The 15,475-nt window shown below is 68.1% G+C and carries 17 protein-coding genes; 9 read left to right on the forward strand and 8 right to left on the reverse strand.

Annotated features, from left to right (window positions below; translation table 11 throughout):
• Positions 1 to 16 precede the first annotated feature (16 nt).
• The 3 genes from AC3WRI_RS22345 to AC3WRI_RS22355 all read right to left on the reverse strand — a co-directional run bounded on the left by AC3WRI_RS22345 (position 17) and on the right by AC3WRI_RS22355 (position 3,080).
• Positions 17 to 790: an enoyl-CoA hydratase/isomerase family protein gene (locus AC3WRI_RS22345; RefSeq protein WP_492294110.1), complete on the reverse strand. Its 774-nt coding sequence runs from the start codon at positions 788 to 790 to the stop codon at positions 17 to 19.
• A 65-nt stretch (positions 791 to 855) separates the two neighbouring features.
• Positions 856 to 2,058: a CaiB/BaiF CoA transferase family protein gene (locus AC3WRI_RS22350; protein WP_037025277.1), complete on the reverse strand. Its 1,203-nt coding sequence runs from the start codon at positions 2,056 to 2,058 to the stop codon at positions 856 to 858.
• A 47-nt stretch (positions 2,059 to 2,105) separates the two neighbouring features.
• Positions 2,106 to 3,080 carry a Bug family tripartite tricarboxylate transporter substrate binding protein gene (locus AC3WRI_RS22355; protein WP_011614347.1) on the reverse strand — a complete coding sequence of 325 codons (975 nt, stop codon included), beginning with the start codon at positions 3,078 to 3,080 and terminating at the stop codon, positions 2,106 to 2,108.
• Positions 3,081 to 3,260: 180 nt separating this feature from the next.
• Between AC3WRI_RS22355 and AC3WRI_RS22360 the strand changes: the two genes are divergently transcribed.
• The 5 genes from AC3WRI_RS22360 (at position 3,261) to AC3WRI_RS22380 (ending at position 7,090) form a co-directional block, all read left to right on the forward strand.
• On the forward strand, positions 3,261 to 4,217 hold the full coding sequence (locus AC3WRI_RS22360; protein ID WP_011614346.1) for a LysR family transcriptional regulator: 957 nt from the start codon (positions 3,261 to 3,263) through the stop codon (positions 4,215 to 4,217).
• 101 nt (positions 4,218 to 4,318) lie between these two features.
• Positions 4,319 to 5,563, forward strand: coding sequence for a glycosyltransferase (locus AC3WRI_RS22365; protein WP_041687095.1), 1,245 nt, complete (start codon positions 4,319 to 4,321; stop codon positions 5,561 to 5,563).
• A 41-nt stretch (positions 5,564 to 5,604) separates the two neighbouring features.
• Positions 5,605 to 6,174 carry an OB-fold putative lipoprotein gene (locus tag AC3WRI_RS22370; RefSeq protein ID WP_492294111.1) on the forward strand — a complete coding sequence of 190 codons (570 nt, stop codon included), beginning with the start codon at positions 5,605 to 5,607 and terminating at the stop codon, positions 6,172 to 6,174.
• Positions 6,175 to 6,204: 30 nt separating this feature from the next.
• Positions 6,205 to 6,408, forward strand: coding sequence for a hypothetical protein (locus tag AC3WRI_RS22375; protein WP_010811461.1), 204 nt, complete (start codon positions 6,205 to 6,207; stop codon positions 6,406 to 6,408).
• A gap of 139 nt (positions 6,409 to 6,547) precedes the next feature.
• The gene (locus AC3WRI_RS22380) at positions 6,548 to 7,090 is read left to right on the forward strand and encodes an Sbal_3080 family lipoprotein (RefSeq protein ID WP_011614344.1); all 543 of its coding nucleotides are present in this window, start codon (positions 6,548 to 6,550) and stop codon (positions 7,088 to 7,090) included.
• Between the two features lie 88 nt (positions 7,091 to 7,178).
• Here the strand turns inward: AC3WRI_RS22380 and AC3WRI_RS22385 are convergent, their stop codons facing one another.
• The 3 genes from AC3WRI_RS22385 to AC3WRI_RS22395 all read right to left on the reverse strand — a co-directional run bounded on the left by AC3WRI_RS22385 (position 7,179) and on the right by AC3WRI_RS22395 (position 10,307).
• Positions 7,179 to 8,153 carry a M14 family metallopeptidase gene (locus AC3WRI_RS22385; protein WP_011614343.1) on the reverse strand — a complete coding sequence of 325 codons (975 nt, stop codon included), beginning with the start codon at positions 8,151 to 8,153 and terminating at the stop codon, positions 7,179 to 7,181.
• A 118-nt stretch (positions 8,154 to 8,271) separates the two neighbouring features.
• Positions 8,272 to 9,240: a Bug family tripartite tricarboxylate transporter substrate binding protein gene (locus AC3WRI_RS22390; protein WP_011614342.1), complete on the reverse strand. Its 969-nt coding sequence runs from the start codon at positions 9,238 to 9,240 to the stop codon at positions 8,272 to 8,274.
• 122 nt (positions 9,241 to 9,362) lie between these two features.
• Positions 9,363 to 10,307 (reverse strand): LysR family transcriptional regulator, encoded by a 945-nt coding sequence (locus tag AC3WRI_RS22395; protein ID WP_010811457.1) that lies wholly within the window; start codon positions 10,305 to 10,307, stop codon positions 9,363 to 9,365.
• 98 nt (positions 10,308 to 10,405) lie between these two features.
• Between AC3WRI_RS22395 and AC3WRI_RS22400 the strand changes: the two genes are divergently transcribed.
• On the forward strand, positions 10,406 to 11,236 hold the full coding sequence (locus tag AC3WRI_RS22400) for a MerR family transcriptional regulator (RefSeq protein ID WP_010811456.1): 831 nt from the start codon (positions 10,406 to 10,408) through the stop codon (positions 11,234 to 11,236).
• 104 nt (positions 11,237 to 11,340) lie between these two features.
• Here the strand turns inward: AC3WRI_RS22400 and AC3WRI_RS22405 are convergent, their stop codons facing one another.
• Positions 11,341 to 12,045, reverse strand: a complete 705-nt coding sequence (locus AC3WRI_RS22405) for a tetratricopeptide repeat protein (protein ID WP_010811455.1) — start codon at positions 12,043 to 12,045, stop codon at positions 11,341 to 11,343.
• A gap of 154 nt (positions 12,046 to 12,199) precedes the next feature.
• A complete protein-coding gene (locus AC3WRI_RS22410) occupies positions 12,200 to 13,171 on the reverse strand; it encodes a magnesium and cobalt transport protein CorA (RefSeq protein WP_011614341.1) in 972 nt (323 codons plus the stop codon).
• Between the two features lie 230 nt (positions 13,172 to 13,401).
• Between AC3WRI_RS22410 and minC the strand changes: the two genes are divergently transcribed.
• The 3 genes from minC (at position 13,402) to minE (ending at position 15,373) form a co-directional block, all read left to right on the forward strand.
• Entirely contained in the window at positions 13,402 to 14,214 is an 813-nt protein-coding gene (gene minC / locus AC3WRI_RS22415) for a septum site-determining protein MinC (RefSeq protein ID WP_010811453.1), read from the forward strand.
• Between the two features lie 67 nt (positions 14,215 to 14,281).
• Positions 14,282 to 15,097, forward strand: a complete 816-nt coding sequence (gene minD / locus AC3WRI_RS22420; protein WP_010811452.1) for a septum site-determining protein MinD — start codon at positions 14,282 to 14,284, stop codon at positions 15,095 to 15,097.
• A 21-nt stretch (positions 15,098 to 15,118) separates the two neighbouring features.
• Entirely contained in the window at positions 15,119 to 15,373 is a 255-nt protein-coding gene (gene minE / locus AC3WRI_RS22425) for a cell division topological specificity factor MinE (RefSeq protein WP_010811451.1), read from the forward strand.
• The last annotated feature ends 102 nt before the right edge of the window (positions 15,374 to 15,475 follow it).

The following is a 15,475-nucleotide window of genomic DNA, read 5'->3' on the forward strand; positions in this document are numbered from 1 at the left end:
CCTGACGGGATCACAGTCACCCTGGCGACCATGCCGGCTTGCGCTTCTCCACGAACGCCGCCACGCCTTCCTTTGCGTCATCGGTTACCGCGATATTCCCGAAGCTCTCCACCGCACCGGCTACGCCGCGGCGGTAGTCGGAGTCGTTGGCGCGCAGGAAGGCGGCGCGGCCCATCCGCACGATGGTGGGCGATTTCTCGCAGAAGGATTGCGCCAGCGCCCGGGCTTCGCGCATGACGTCCAGCTGCGGCACGACGCGGCTGACCAGGCCAAGCCGCCAGGCTTCGTCGGCATCGAATGCGCGCCCGGTGAACAGCAGGTCAAAGGCGCGGTGGCGCCCGACGATGCGCGGCAGATGCGTGTAGTGGATGGCAGGGATCATGCCGACGTCGATCTCGGGATAGCCAAATGTTGCGTCCTCGGCCGCGACGATCATGTCGCACGAGATGGCCAGGGTCATGCCACCGCCGCGCGCCGCACCCTCGACCGCCGCGATCGACGGCTTCTTCAGCTGGAACTGCGCCTCGCACAACCCCACATAGAGTTTCTCCACCAGCGCATAGAGCTGGCTCGGTGAAGACTGCTGCACGGCATCGAGCCGCAGGCCGGCACAGAAGCGGCGCGGGATGGCGCTGCCGAGGATGACGGCGCGCACCGAGTCGTCTTCGGCGGCGCGCCGCAAGGCGCCGATCAGGTCGTCGATCATGGCCTCGTTCAGCGCATTGACTGGCAGGCTGTCCAGCTGGATTTCGGCGACCTGGTCGCGCACGGCATAGCGGATGGAGGACATGGATTCCATTGAGTGGATATGGGACGGGCTTCAGTTGACTTGGGGGCGGGCTTGCCTCGCGCTCACTACGTGACGGATCCGGCGACCGCCACGATGCCGTCGGCCTGGTAGCGCCGGATCATGTCGGGGCCAAAGCCTGCCTCGCGCAGAATTTCCTCGGTGTGCTGCCCCAGCAAGGGCGGCGCGCGGTGCGCCTGCCGCTTGCCGTCGCGAAACCGCACCGGCAAACCCATGTTCCGGACCGTGCCCAGCACCGGGTGTTCCGATTCGACCACCAGCTGCCGCGCCTCCAGCTGCGGGTGGGCAAGGGCCTGGTCGAGTGTGTGGATGGGCGAGCAGGCCACGCCTGCCACGCGCAATGCCTGCAGCCAGAATGCGACCGGCTGCGTGGCGATGCGGCGCTGCACGAGGTCCACGGTGCGCGCGAAGTTGGCCACGCGCGCCGCATTGGTGGCGAACGCGGGGTCATCGACGTGGTCGTGCAGCCCGGCGACCGTGCAGAAGCGGCGCCACTGGGCATCGTTGCCGACGCCGATCATGAGCGGGCCATCCGCTGCATCGAAGGCCTGGTACGGGGCCATGGCGGGGTGCGCGGTCCCCATGCGCGCCGGCGCCCGGCCGGTGCGCCAGTAGTTCTGCGCCATGTAGCCCATGAAGCCGAGCGCGGTATCGAGCAGCGAGACCTCCAGGTAGACGCCGTGCCCGGTCTTTTCGCGTTCGATCAACGCGGCCAGGATGCCGCTGAAGGCATGCATGCCCGTGCCCAGGTCGACCGGAGAGAAACTGGCGCGCGCCAGCTTGCCTGCCGGATCGCCCATGGTGCTAATCATGCCGCTGAACGCCTGCAGCATGACGTCATAGCCGGGCTCGTTGCCGAGCGGGCCGGTGCGGCCATAGCCGGAGATCTCGCAGTAGATCAGGCGGGGATTGCGCGCGCTCAGGCTGTCATGGTCCACGCCCAGCCGGGCCGCGGTGCCTCCGCCGAAGCCCTGCAGCACGATGTCCGCGCCGGCGGCCAGGGTCTGCACGAGCTGCTGTCCCTCGGCGGTCTTGAGGTCGACCGCGATGCTGCGCTTGTTGTGGTTGACCGAAAGGAAGGTTGCCGACTGGCCCTGCTCCTGCGGCAGCCAGGCGCGGGTATCGTCCCCCACGCCGATCGGCTCGACCTTGACGACGTCGGCGCCGAGTTCCCCCAGATACTGGCCGCACAGCGGGCCGGCCAGCACCTTGCTCAGGTCCAGCACGCGAATTCCTTGTAGCGCAAGCATGGGCAGTTTCAATGGATGTAAAGTCGGATGAGAGGGCCGGGTGGCGGCTATTCCGCCCGAATGCCAATGCTGCGGGCCGCGGCAGTCCAGCGTTCAGCATCGCGGTCGACAAAGGCCTGCACTTGCGCCGGGGCGATCAGGAGCGGCTCTGCGCCACGCGCGGCCAGGGCGCGCTGATAGGCGGGATCGGCCAGCGCCCTGGCCAGGGCCTGGCGCAGCGCGGACACGATCTCAGGCGGGGTCCTGGCCGAAGCCTGGAGCGACAGCCAGTACTTCATGGCCAGGCCGCCGTAGCCCGCCTCCTTCATGGTGGGGACGGCCGGCAACAGCGGCGACCGCTCTGCCGAGGTGATCGCCAGCCCCTTCAGCTTGCCGCCCTGAATCTGGCTCACGCAGGTGGTCATGCTGTCGAACAGGAAGTCCACCTGGCCCGCCATCACATCGCTGCTGGCCGGCGCGCTGCCCTTGTACGGCACTTCAATGGCCGAGAAGCCGGCCAGCCGCTGGAGCAGCGCACCGTAGATATGCGGAGAACTCCCAGGCCCGTAGGTGGCAAAGGTGAGGTTGCCGGGCCGCTGCTTGCCAAGCCTGACCAGGTCGCCCATGGTCGAGACACCGAGCTTGCCCGGATGGACCACCAGCACGTTCGGCACGGTGGCGGCAATGCCGATGGCCACGAAATCGCGCTGCGGCAGGAAGCGCGCGGCTGGGTACATCAGGGGATTGACCGCCTGCATGCCGACCGTGTTCAGCAGCAGGGTATGGCCATCGGCCTCCGTGTCCAGCACGAACTGCGCTCCCAGGTTGCCGCTGGCGCCTGGCTTGTTCTCGACCACGACCGGCTGCGCCAGCACCTGCGCGAGATGCTTCGCGGCCAGGCGCGCGACGAAATCGCCCGGACCTCCCGCCGCGAACGGCACCACGATCCTGACCGGCCTGGAAGGCCAGCCCTGTGCAAACCCGTGCCGGGCCAGCAAGGCGGCGGCAGTGCCGAGCAGCAGGGTGCGGCGGCTGAATGTCATGGCAGTCTCCGGTGTGGTTCCCTTGTCCCTGGCCGGACACGCTTGCCTGGCAGGATGGGAATCTGGTTGCCACTATGGCGCCGGCCTTGCTATAAGTAAAAGACCGTTTCACGATGCCATACATATAATTTTTATATACTGAGCTCCCCGCCTTGTCGCGCGTTTGCTGGAAATCCCATCATGGCCATTGATATACGGGATCTGCGGTGCTTCCTGGCCGTCGTGTCCGCAGGCTCGATCTCGCGGGCGGCCGAGCACATGCATCTGGCCCAGCCGGCGCTGAGCCTCCAGATCAAGCAACTCGAGCAAGAACTACGCGTCAGGCTGTTCGACCGTACCCAGAGGGGCGTGCTACCCACGGCGGCGGGCCTGCGCTTCGTGAGCCACGCCAAGGACATCCTGACCCGCGTCGACCTGGCCTGCGAGGATGTCCGCGACTTCGTGGCCGAGCCGGCGGGCCGTGTCGCGATCGGCCTGCCCCAGTCCATGGCGCAGATCCTGACCCTGGCGCTGGTGCGCGAGACGCTGGCGCGCTGGCAGAAGATCCAGCTCCAGATCATCGAACTGAGCACGGGCTATATCCCGGAGCGCCTGCTCAGCGGGCACATCGACATCGGCCTGACCTTCCAGGTGGATCCTGGCGCCGGGCTGCTGTTCGAGCATCTGCTGGACGAGGACCTGGTCCTGGTGGGACCCCCTGGCGCGCTCCATGGGGCGCCGAATGCCAGCGGCAGTCCGGGCACGGTCGGCCAGGTCGCCTTCGCCGAACTGGCTGACTACGCCATGCTCCTGCCGGCCGGGCTGCATGGCCTGCGCGCGCTGATCGACCGCCATGCGAAATCCCATCACGTCAGCTTGCGCGTGCTGGCGGAGGTCAACGCCATTCCGCAGTTGATCGAGCTGGCCGCGGCGGGGGTCGGCTTCACCATCCTGTCCTATGCGTCGGTCCGCCGCGAATTGCGCAGCGGCTTGCTGTCCGCGGCCCGCATCGTCGAGCCCGGCATTTCGCGGCCGGTCTACCTGTGCCGCTCTGCCACCACCCCACTGTCGATGGCCGCATCGACCGTGCAAGCGCTGATTTCCGACACGGTGCAGGCCCTGGTCGCCGACGGCCGCTGGCCGGCACACGCTTCCTGAGGCCAGGCTGGCCTACTGCGCAAGCTACGCCCGGGTAAACTGTCGGGAACACCACAATCGAAGCTGCGATGCGGATTTTTGCATCGCACCTTTCCCCCGCCATGCGCCTCATCCTGATCACCTTCGGTACCCAGGGCGACTGCCGCCCCATCGTCGCGCTGGGCCTCGGCCTGCGCGCCGCCGGCCATGACGTGCTGATGCTGGGCGAACGCTCGGCGGCCACGCTCGCGGCAGAGCACGGCCTCGCCTTCGCGCCGATGGCAGGCGATATCCAGCAGACGCTGGCGCCCGGCGGCGCGCTGCACAAGCTGATGACCGAAGGCGGCAACGTCGCCGAGGCCACGCGTGCATTCGCGCGCATTGCCGAGGACAACACCGAGGCGTGGATGGCGCAGCTGGCGGAGGCTGCGCGCGATGCGGACGGCATCGTGTTCTCGGGGCTGACGGCGTATGTGGCGCTGTCGGTGGGCGAGCAGTTGGGCAAGCCGGTGATCGGCGCGGGCATGTTCCCGATCTCGCCGACGCGGGCCTTTCCGTCCGCGCTGCTGCCGCCGTTCAGGATGCCGGGGTGGGCCAATCGCGCCAGCCACCACGTGATCAACTTCGTGCTGTGGCGCATGTTCCGTAGCGCGACCAATGCTGCGCGCTCCAGGCTGTTCGGCGCGTCGGCGCGCAAGGCGATGTGGGCGGACTTTCCTACGCTGTACGCGATCTCGCCGCAGCTGGTCCCGCGTCCGCATGACTGGCATGACGACTGGCTGGTGAGCGGCGCGTGGACCATGCCGCCGCAGCCGGACTGGCAACCGGACGCGCCGCTGCGCGACTTCCTGGCGGCCGGCGAGGCGCCGCTGTATATCGGCTTTGGCAGCATGGCGGGCTTTGACCGGCACAAGGTGGTGACGGCGCTGGTGCAGGCGGCCGATGGCCGGCGCGCGCTGTTCTATCCGGGCTGGAGCGGCATCGACGTGGCGGCGTTGCCATCCAGCTTCCACGTGGTGGGCGCCACCCCGCATGACTGGCTGTTGCCGCGCGTGTCGGCGGCAATCCATCACGGCGGTGCGGGCACCACGCATGCGGCCGCGGCGGCGGGCGTGCCGGCGATCGTGCTGCCGTTTGCGGGCGACCAGTTCTTCTGGGCGGGCCGGCTGGCGGCACTGGGCGTGGCGCCGCGTCATGTCGCCGGGCACAAGATCGACGCGCCGCGGCTGGCGTCGATGATCGCCTTTGCCGAGCAGCCGGCCACGCGCGAACGGGCCGCCAGGCTGGGCCGCGCGATGGCCGCCGAGCGTGGCGTCGACCACGCCGTGGCGGCGATTGAGCGCTTTTGCGGCAGGCAGGGCGCATAATCCCGTTCCGCATTCCGCATTCACTGACGCAGGACCTTCCGATGTTGAACCGTACCCAGCAAATCCTTGTTGCCATCGTCGCCGTGGCTGTCCTTGGCATGTTGTGGTTTGCCGGCAATGACCGCCGCGACGATGTCGGCGATGCCGCGCCCGAGGCGCAGGCCGAAGCCAGCGCGGTGCCGGCCAGCGTCGTGCGCGGGATCCCGCGCGATGGCACGCTCGACCCGATCAGCATTGACCCGGAGCGCCCCGCGGACCGGCTGCCGCAGCTCCAGGCCGACACGCTGCTGAATGACTACCGCGACAACCCCAAGGAAGCCGACACCCGCTACCTGGGCCAGTACCTGATCGTCGAAGGCGTCGCCAGCGGCATTCGCCGCGAGCGCGACCAGGTCTTTGTCGATATCCGCACCAACGATCCCGGCGTGAATGTGCGCGCACTGCTGCTGCAACGCCAGATCTGCGGCCCGGCAGGGCGGGTGTGCGAGGTGGAAGCACGAGCCACCATGGTGCGGCGCGGCCAGAAGGTCGCGCTCGAATGCAACGGCGCAGGGCTGGCGGATAGCGCACCGCTGCTGCGCGACTGCCTGCTGCGCGGCGGCGCCAACTGATCGCGCCATCCTAGATTCCGGAGTCCCGCCATGCAATCCGTTCTGTCCGTCCTTGCCATCCTGATCATGGTGGCCACCATCGTCGGCGTGGTTTCGCCCGCCTGGCTCAGCCAGACGCTGTTTGGCGGCAGACCCGTCACGCGGCTGCAGGTCGCAGTGATCGGGGTCTGCCTTGCCGGGCTGTGCCTGGTCCTGGTGGGCCGGCTGGCTCAAGGCGGCGGCGCGGGCGGCTGAGGCGCCACCGCGGCGCAGAAGCGGCCGTTTTGCGCTTCTGTTTGGACGATTGGATCGGCGTGCCGGCGCCTACAGTGTGAAGGTATGCGGTGGCCACTGTGTCTTGCATGGCAGCCCGCCCCAGCCATACAGGACATCCATGTACAAAGCTATGCTGGCCGCAGGCCTTGGCCTGCTGATCACCGGTTGCTCGACCTACCAGGCAGTGACCCCGGTCGACCGGCCCGACCACACCGATCCCCTGGTCGCGTTCCAGGTGCCCGCTGGCGGCGGCCCGCTGGGCAACTACGGCGCCAACGGCACGCTGCTGTGCGTGGTGGTGAACCCGGTCACAGGCAATGACTTTGTCGAGAACTTTCTCTCATCGCTGCGGCGGCGCAATTTTGAGGTGAAGGTGCTGCAGGCGCAGACCTCGATCGCGGCATGCCCGGTGGTGGCGCTGTACACGGCGCGCAGCGCCTGGTACTGGACTGCGTACCTGAACAGCGCGGACATCACCGTGTTCCGCAACGGCGACCGTGTCGGCAAGGCCATCTATAACGCCAACCGCAGCGCGGGCGGGCTCAACCTGAGCAACTTCGTGCAGCCGTCGTCCAAGCTGGATGAACTGGTCGAACAGCTGTTCCCCGGCATGCTGCCGCCGCCCCCGCCGCCGGCGGGCACGGCCGCCCCGGCGGCCTAGCCTGTCAGCAGTCAACCGGAGGGCCGGACCATGCCTCTCTGCGCAGCATCTTGCCGGGCGCAGCCGCGCCCGGCCCAGCGTACCCGGATCAGCGCTCCAGCCGCCCCAGGCGCACCACGGTCACGCCCGGGCGCAGCTGCCGCAGCGACGGCATCACCAGCACGCAATCCGGATACGGCGTCACCACTGGCTCGCCGTCGCGCCAGCCGATTACGGTCCCGGCCTCGGTAAAGGTCTCCAGCCCGGTATAGGGGCCGGCAAAGCGGAAGTCCATGCTGGTGGCCACCACCGGCTCGGTCACGCGCACCACGCGCTGCGTGGCGGGCAGCGGTTGCAGCCAGCCTGCGGGCAAGTCGCTCGCATCGATCACGCCGGCATGCAGCAGGAAGCGCGCGGTGCTGTCCTGCGCCACGGTCACGGCGGCGGGCTCCCAGTGCTGGCCGCACTCGATCAGCAGTGCATTGCGCGGGCTGGCGGCATCGCCAAAGCCATCGTAGTCGCGCATGCGGCGGCCTTCGGGGTGGCCTTCGTCGACGATCACATCGGCCGGCGCGCCCAGCGCGCGCGCCAGGGCGATGCCCTTGTCGAGCGGGCCGGAGACGATCAGCGGCCGGCTTTTCTCATGCATCGAATGCAGGTCCAGCAGCAGGTCGACGGTGTCGATCACCGGCCGCATGGCGCGCGCGCGGCGCAGCTCCGATGAATCCAGGCTGGCGTCATCCAGCACCCTGGCGGTCCACACGCGGTTGAAATCCTGGTCGACAAAGCGCGATGCGTCGGGCCTGGCGGCATCGAAGCTGTGGTACGCGTCGACGTTGGCAAACGCCAGCGTCAGCCGGCCGCGGCGCGGGCGCAGTCCGTGGTCCAGCAGCGCCTTGACGCCGATGGCGCCGCAGACCTCGTTGCCGTGGGTCAGCGCGTTGACCATCACGTGCGGGCCGGGCTGGCCGCTGTCGAAGGTGTACAGGTAGGGGATGCCGGTATTGCCGGCGGCGTAGGCGCGGATGTCGGGGAACGCGACATCGACTGGGTAGGCGTCGATCGGTGCGGTGGGCTGGGTCATGGGAATCGGTGCGTTCAGGGCGCCTGGCAGGTCGTATGCCTGCGGGGTCGTTGTTGTGAATCGAGTTGAGGAAGGGCGGCGGGCACTTGCAAGAAGCGACGCCGCCCCGCAACCTCACTTATTCATGAATGCCAGCGGTCTGCACGATGGTGCGATAGCGCCCCGTCTCGCGCTTGATAAAGCTGCCGAACTGCGCCGGATTGGCAGGCGCCACTTCCACACCGGCTTCTGCCAGCTTCTTCTTCACATCCGGCATGGCCAGCACGGCCTGCATCTCGGTGTTCAGGCGCTCCACCACCGCTTGCGGCAGCCTGGCCGGGCCCATCAGGCCGAACCACACGCCCATGTCGACGCCCTTGAGCGCGGGCGTCTCGGCCAGCGCGGGCACGTTCGGCGCCACCGGCGAGCGCTTGGCGTTGGTCACGCCGTAGGCCTGCACGCGGCCGGCCTGGATATGCGGCAGCGCCGACGACAGCACCATTACCGCCAGGTCGATCTGGCCGCCGAGCAGGTCGGTGGCCATGGCCGACGCGCCCTTGTACGGCACGTGCGTGATATTGACCTTGCCCTGCTGCTTGATCAGCTCGCCGGCCAGGTTCAGCGGCGTGCCCACGCCCGACGAGGCATACGACAGCTTGCCCGGCTGGGCCTTGGCCAGCGCAATCAGCTCGGCCGCGTTCCTGGCCGCCAGGCCGGGCTTGCCGACCAGCACCATCGGCTGGGTGCCGACGAAGGTCACCGGCACCAGGTCCTTTTCGCCGTCGTAGCGCACGGCGGGGTTGGTCAGGCGGGCGATCGACACTTCACTGCCCGAGCCCATCAGCAGGGTGTAGCCGTCGGCCTCGGCCTTGACCACCTTGGCCGCGCCGATGGTGCCGCCGGCGCCGCCCAGGTTCTCGATCACCACGCTCTGGCCCAGGCGCTTGCCCAGCTCCGGGGCAATGGTCCGGGCCACCAGGTCGACGCTGCCGCCGGCGGTGTAGCCCACCACCAGCGTGATCGGCTTGGCGGGCCAGGCGGAGGCAACGGCGCCGGCGGAAGCGGCAAGGCAGAGTGCGGCAGCGGCCGCGCGCAGGATGGTCTTCATGGTCTTGGCTCTGGGGGTCCCGGAATGGTTGTTGTGGAGCGATGGTAGTGAGCGCGGAACCGGCCCGGCGTGCAGCTTTGGCAAGGGCGGTTGCCGATTCGGCAATGGTGGCCGAAGGCGCATCAGCGCGGTGCCTGCACCGCCGCCTGCCAGAAAGCCTCGGCCAGCGGGCGCATCGGCGCGCGCGGGCGGTACAGGCGGATATCGAGCGCCAGGTCGCCGCCATCATCGCTGCGCGCGCCGCTGATGGCACGCACCAGGCGCCCGGCGTGCAGGTCGTCGGCAATCAGGCGTGCCGGCAGCCAGGCCAGGCCCATGCGCTGGCGCACCATCTCGTGCACCGACTCGGCAAAGTCGCTGACCGCGATCACGTCCAGCCGCGGCGCCAGCTTGCGGCGCGCGATCTCCTGGTTGACCATGCGGCCGAGTGTCAGGGTCTCGGCGTAGGCGATCATGGGCACCGGCTTCGCCGCAGCCTTGCCGGTCGCAAGCCGGTGCAGCGGCGCGCCGCGCGCATCGGCGGCGCTGACGCAAACCAGCCGCTCCACGCCGGCCAGGTGGAACTGGTAGCGCGCGTCATCCAGCATCACCGGCAGGTCCGGCGGGCTGTAGCAGAGCAGGAAATCGGCATCGCCCTCGGCAAACATGGCTAGCGCGTCATGCATCGGGAAGGTCGACAGCTGCGTGCGGAAACCGGCCGCCGCGGGGTCGTGCCGCAGCGCCTCGCGCAGGCCCGCCAGCCACGCCGGCACCATCGAGCGCGCCAGGGTCTTGCCGGTGGCGATGGTGACCGTGCTGGCGTCGGCGCGGTGCGCGGCGCGCAGCGCCACGCGGGTCTCGTCCAGCGTGCGCAAGGCGCTCTGCGCGGCTTCCAGGAACTGGCGCCCTTCGGCGGTCAGCCGCACCGGGAACGCGCTGCGGTCGATCAGCGGGGCGCCGGCCCAGACCTCAAGCGCCTGCATGCGCCGGCCAAACGCGGGCGGGGTCACGTTGCGCAGCTCGGCGGCGCGCGCCAGGCTGCCGGCCTGGGCCAGGCAGACGAAGTCTTCAAGCCAGCGGATATGCATGGAAGGCGGACCGTTGAAGGTGGGGCGGCAATGCCCTCATTATCGGCAATACCGGCCGCCACCTTTGCCTGCCGCATTCCTCGGTTAGAATTTTTCGCATGACACTGATCCGGCGCCGCCACCCCTCGTCCCCGACCAGCCAGGCGTCCGACACCACGCCGCCCGCCCCGGAATACACCATCGACGAGCTGGCGCGCGTGGCCGGCACCACGGTGCGCAACGTGCGCTCCTACCAGGACCGCGGCTTGATCGATCCGCCGCAGCGGCGCGGGCGCGTCGGCATCTACACGCAGGCGCACCTGGGACGGCTCAAGCTGATCCACCACCTGCTGGCGCGCGGCTATACGCTGGCCAATATCACCGAGCTGCTCAAGGCCATCGTCGAGGGGCACGACCTGCGCTCGATCCTTGGGTTGGAGACTGCCATCAGCAGCCCGTGGACCAACGAGACGCCGCGGCACTACTCCTACCTGGCGCTGGCGCGGCTGTTCGGCCGCGCGATCTCGCGCCCGGCCCTGGCCAAGGCGATCTCGCTGGGGCTGCTGGAACCGGACGGCCTGGGCTATCTCGCGCGCAGCCCGCGCGCGCTGGCCGCGGGCGCGGAGATCGCCCAGGCGGGCTTTGCGCTGGAAGACGTGCTGGAGATCATCGCGCAGTCGCGCGGGCATTTCCAGGCGGTATCTGACCATATCGTCGCTACCGTGGTGCGCGAGCTGGACCGCTTTGGCATTGGCAAGCTGCCGCCACCGCAGGACGTGCCGCGGCTGGTGGAGATCCTGTGGCGCATCCGCCCGCTGGCACTGGTGATGGCGGAGACGGAGATGATGCGGGCGCTGGAGATCTCGGCCAACAAATACCTGGGGGACCGGGTGGCGGCGATCATCGAGCATCTGCATGACGAGGAAGATGGCAGCGGCGGGAAGCCATGATTCCGCTCCGGTCCGGTCCCCTCCCCCGCTGTACAGAGCGGGCACACAGGTGACAGGTGTGCGAGGACATGATTGACGCTTCCCGGCACACGCATCCCACCGCGCTACCTCGCCGCCCTTCCCCGCACCGACTCCTCCAGCAACGACCGCAACTTCGCCAGCGCGCCCGGATCCCCGTGCGCGGCTGAGCGCGCATACCAGATCTTGGCCTGCTCGAGATCCCGGTCGACCACGCCGGGCTCGCCGTGTTCGTAGAAGCTGCCGACGATGTATTGCGCGCCGCCGTCGCCGGCACTGGCCGCGCGGCTGTACCACATGAACGCCTGTCCGTAGTCGCGCGGCACGCCCCGGCCAGTGAAGTAATTCGTCGCCAGCGCCATCTGCGCCTGCACATGCCCGCCCTGTGCCGCCAGTGCATACCAGCGGTTGGCTTCCTCCAGTGACTTCGGCACCAGTTCGCCGCGCTCGTAAAGGTCGCCCCAGGTGTACTGGGCATGCGTCATCTGGTTGTCGGCCGCTTTTTTCAGCCAGACCAGCGCCTCCTGCGGGCGGGCGGCGGTGCCCTCGCCGCGCAGCAGCATCATTGCGTAGTTGAACTGGGCCAGACGGTTGCCCAGCCGGGCCGCATCGGCAAAGCCGCGCAGGGCCTGGTCGAAGTTGCCCGCTTCATACGCGGTGACCGCGTCGCGGGTCTGGACCTGCGCGGGGGCAGGCGGCTGCGGTGCGGAGGCTGCCGCCTGCATGCACAACAGCCATGCGGCGGTGGCGCCGGCGAGCAAGGCGGCAATCGGGGGGCGGGCAATCGACATGGCGGACTCCGGGCACAGCGCCTTCCTGAATCCAGTGTAGAAGTCAGGACACGGCGCCGGTAGGCAGGCGCGAACTCGCCGGAATATCCATGCGAATAATTAATCGGCCACAATATCTGCCACGATCATTCCTCGCACAGATAAAACCAGGTCTTCAGATCCACCCGGCCCGATGCAGCCGCCGCCACAGTCCCCCGCAGGCGACCGCGGTCACGCCGATCACTGCCGGGTAGGCGAAGTGGAATTTCAGTTCAGGCATGAAATCGAAGTTCATGCCATACAGGCTGAAGATCACGGTCGGGATCGCCAGGATCGCGCCCCAGCCGGCCAGCCGCTTGACCACCTCGTTCTGGCCCACGGTGACCAGCGCCAGGTTGACCTGCACGGCCGTGGTCAGCATTTCGCGCACCACGTCGAGCGTGCGCACCAGCCGGCTGGCGTGGTCCTCGATGTCGCGGAAATAGGCGCGCAGCTCCTTCGGCACCAGGTCTTCGTGCAGCCGGATCAGCTGGCCGCACATGTCCTCCACCGGGCTGACCGCATTGCGCAGACGCAGCACCTGGCGCTTGATCCGGTACAGGCGCTCGATCGCCGCACGGTCGAACTCGTCGCGGAAGATGCCCTGCTCCAGCGCCTCGAAGGTGTCTTCCAGGCGCGTGACGATGGGCAGGTAGTGGTCGACGACAAAGTCCATCAGCGCGTACAGCACATAGCCCGGGCCATTGGCCAGGCCGTGCGGGTCCTGCTCGCAGCGCTCGCGCACGGGCGCGTAGGTGCTGCTGACACCGTGGCGCACCGAAACCACATAGTTGGGGCCGACAAAGAGATGGGTCTCGCCGACCACCACTTCATCTTCCACCAGTTGCGCCGTGTTGAGCACCACGAAGACCGAATCGCCGTAGGCCTCGAGCTTGGGGCGCTGGTGCGCATCGAGCGCATCTTCCACCGCCAGGTCGTGCAGGCCGAACGCCTGCTGGGCCTGGCGCAGCAGCGCGAGGTCAGGCTCATGCAGGCCCAGCCAGACAAAGGTGCCGGGCACCCCCAGCACGGTGCGGATCTCATCCATGCCCACTGTGCCGAGCCGCTTGCCCTGCCGGTAGGCCACGCAATTGACGATGGCGCCCATGAAAACTCCGCTGATCAGATGGCGCAATCGTAACAAGCCTTTACGCTGTGCCGGACTCGATGCGCGTTGCCCCGCGCGGCATACCACGCTGGCCGCACTTGTCCGGCGCTACGGTGTGCCGTGCACGCGCATATGGAACCCACGCGCCACCTGCTGTACATATCGATCCAATTGTTACAGTTCGCGACAGATACGACGTTAGAATGTGGCATTTCCACGGTCACCCGGCTATGTCCCAGAAGAAATCGCCACGCTTCGAGCTGCGCAGTGGCAACGTAGACGCCCTCCTTCTCGCCCTCCAGACCGCCGACATGGCTGCGCTGCGGGATGACCTCCTCGCCCGCTTTGAAGCCACCCCCGACTTCTTTTCCAATGACGTGATTGCGCTGGACCTGCGCGCGCTGGAAGATGACAGCGAAGTCGCGCTTGGCACCGTGATCGAGACGCTGGCCACGCTCAGGGCCCGCGCCATCGGCGTGGTGGCCCGCCCCGGCCAGCGCGAGTGGGCCGAGCGCTTCGGCCTGCCGCTGCTGGACAGCCAGGCCCGCCGCGGCAGTGGCGCCGATCGCGCCACCGACCGTGCCGCCGAGGCCAGGGCCGCAGCCGCGGCGGAACAGGCCGCAGCCGACCAGGCCGCGCGCGAGGAATCCATCCGCGCCGCCGCGCAGGCCACCACCGACGCCGCCGTGGCCGCTGCCATCCGCCAGACCCAGACCATGCTGATCGACAAGCCGCTTCGCTCGGGCCAGCAGGTCTACGCGCAGGGCGACGTGGTCATCCTGGACGTGGTCAGCTACGGCGCCGAGGTGATCGCCGAAGGCAACATCCATATCTATGCCCCGCTGCGCGGCCGTGCGCTGGCGGGCGTCAAGGGCAACACCGGCGCGCGCATTTTCAGCACGTGCATGGAGCCTGAACTGATTTCCATCGCCGGCATCTACCGGACCGCGGAGCAGACGCTTCCGGCCGACGTGCTCGGCAAGACCGCCCAGGTGCGCCTGGCCGATGAAAAACTGATCCTGGAAGCGCTGCGGCTCAAGTAACCGCGGCAGCCCCCGGGACCGAATTGCAGAGAGCGCAAGCTTCAACTTATTACTGGACCAAAGAGCCATGGCAAAAATCATCGTTGTGACCTCCGGCAAGGGAGGCGTCGGCAAGACCACCACCAGCGCCAGCTTTGCCGCCGGCCTGGCCCTGCGCGGCCACAAGACTGCCGTGATCGACTTCGACGTCGGCCTGCGCAACCTTGACCTGATCATGGGTTGCGAGCGCCGCGTGGTGTACGACCTGATCAACGTGGTGCAGGGCGAAGCCAACCTGCGCCAGGCGCTGATCAAGGACAAGAAGTGCGAGAACCTGTTCATCCTGCCGGCCTCGCAGACGCGCGACAAGGACGCGCTCACGCGCGAAGGCGTCGAGAAGGTCATCAACGGCCTGATCGAGATGGATTTCGAATTCATCATCTGCGACTCGCCGGCCGGCATCGAGTCGGGCGCGCTGATGGCGATGTACTTCGCCGACGAGGCGCTGATCGTGACCAACCCGGAAGTGTCGTCGGTGCGCGATTCGGACCGCATCCTGGGCATCCTGGCCTCCAAGACCAAGCGCGCCAGCGAAGGCGGCGACCCGATCAAGGAACACCTGCTGATCACCCGCTACAACCCCAAGCGTGTGCATGGCGGCGAAATGCTGTCGCTGACCGACATCCAGGAAATCCTGCGCATCAAGCTGATCGGCGTGGTGCCGGAGTCTGAAGCCGTGCTGCACGCCTCGAACCAGGGCACGCCCGCCATCCACCTGGAAGGCAGCGACGTGGCCGACGCCTATGGCGACGTGGTGGACCGCTTCCTCGGCAAGGACAAGCCGATGCGTTTCACCGACTACCAGAAGCCGGGTCTGCTCTCCCGCATCTTCGGCAACAAGTAACGGTCAAGGAGGGCTCACCCCATGTCGATCCTTTCCTTCCTGCTGGGAGAGAAGAAGAAGTCCGCGTCGGTCGCCAAGGAGCGGCTGCAGATCATCCTGGCGCACGAGCGCACCGGCCATTCCGCGCCCGCCGACTACCTGCCCGCGCTGCAGCGCGAGCTGGTGGCGGTGATTTCCAAGTACGTCAAGATCGGCGACCAGGACCTGCGCGTCAGCCTGGAGCGCCAGGACAACCTCGAGGTGCTCGAGGTCAAGATCGAGATCCCGCAGAACTGAGGACGGATCCCGGCGCTGCCGGATTCGTTCCTCCTCCTTCGGTTTTCCCGCACTTCCCGTCTTTCCGCCGACCGCGGCGCCGCTTGCGCGCCGGGGTCCGCC

It is taken from the genome of Cupriavidus sp. FW305-27, from assembly GCF_058787995.1.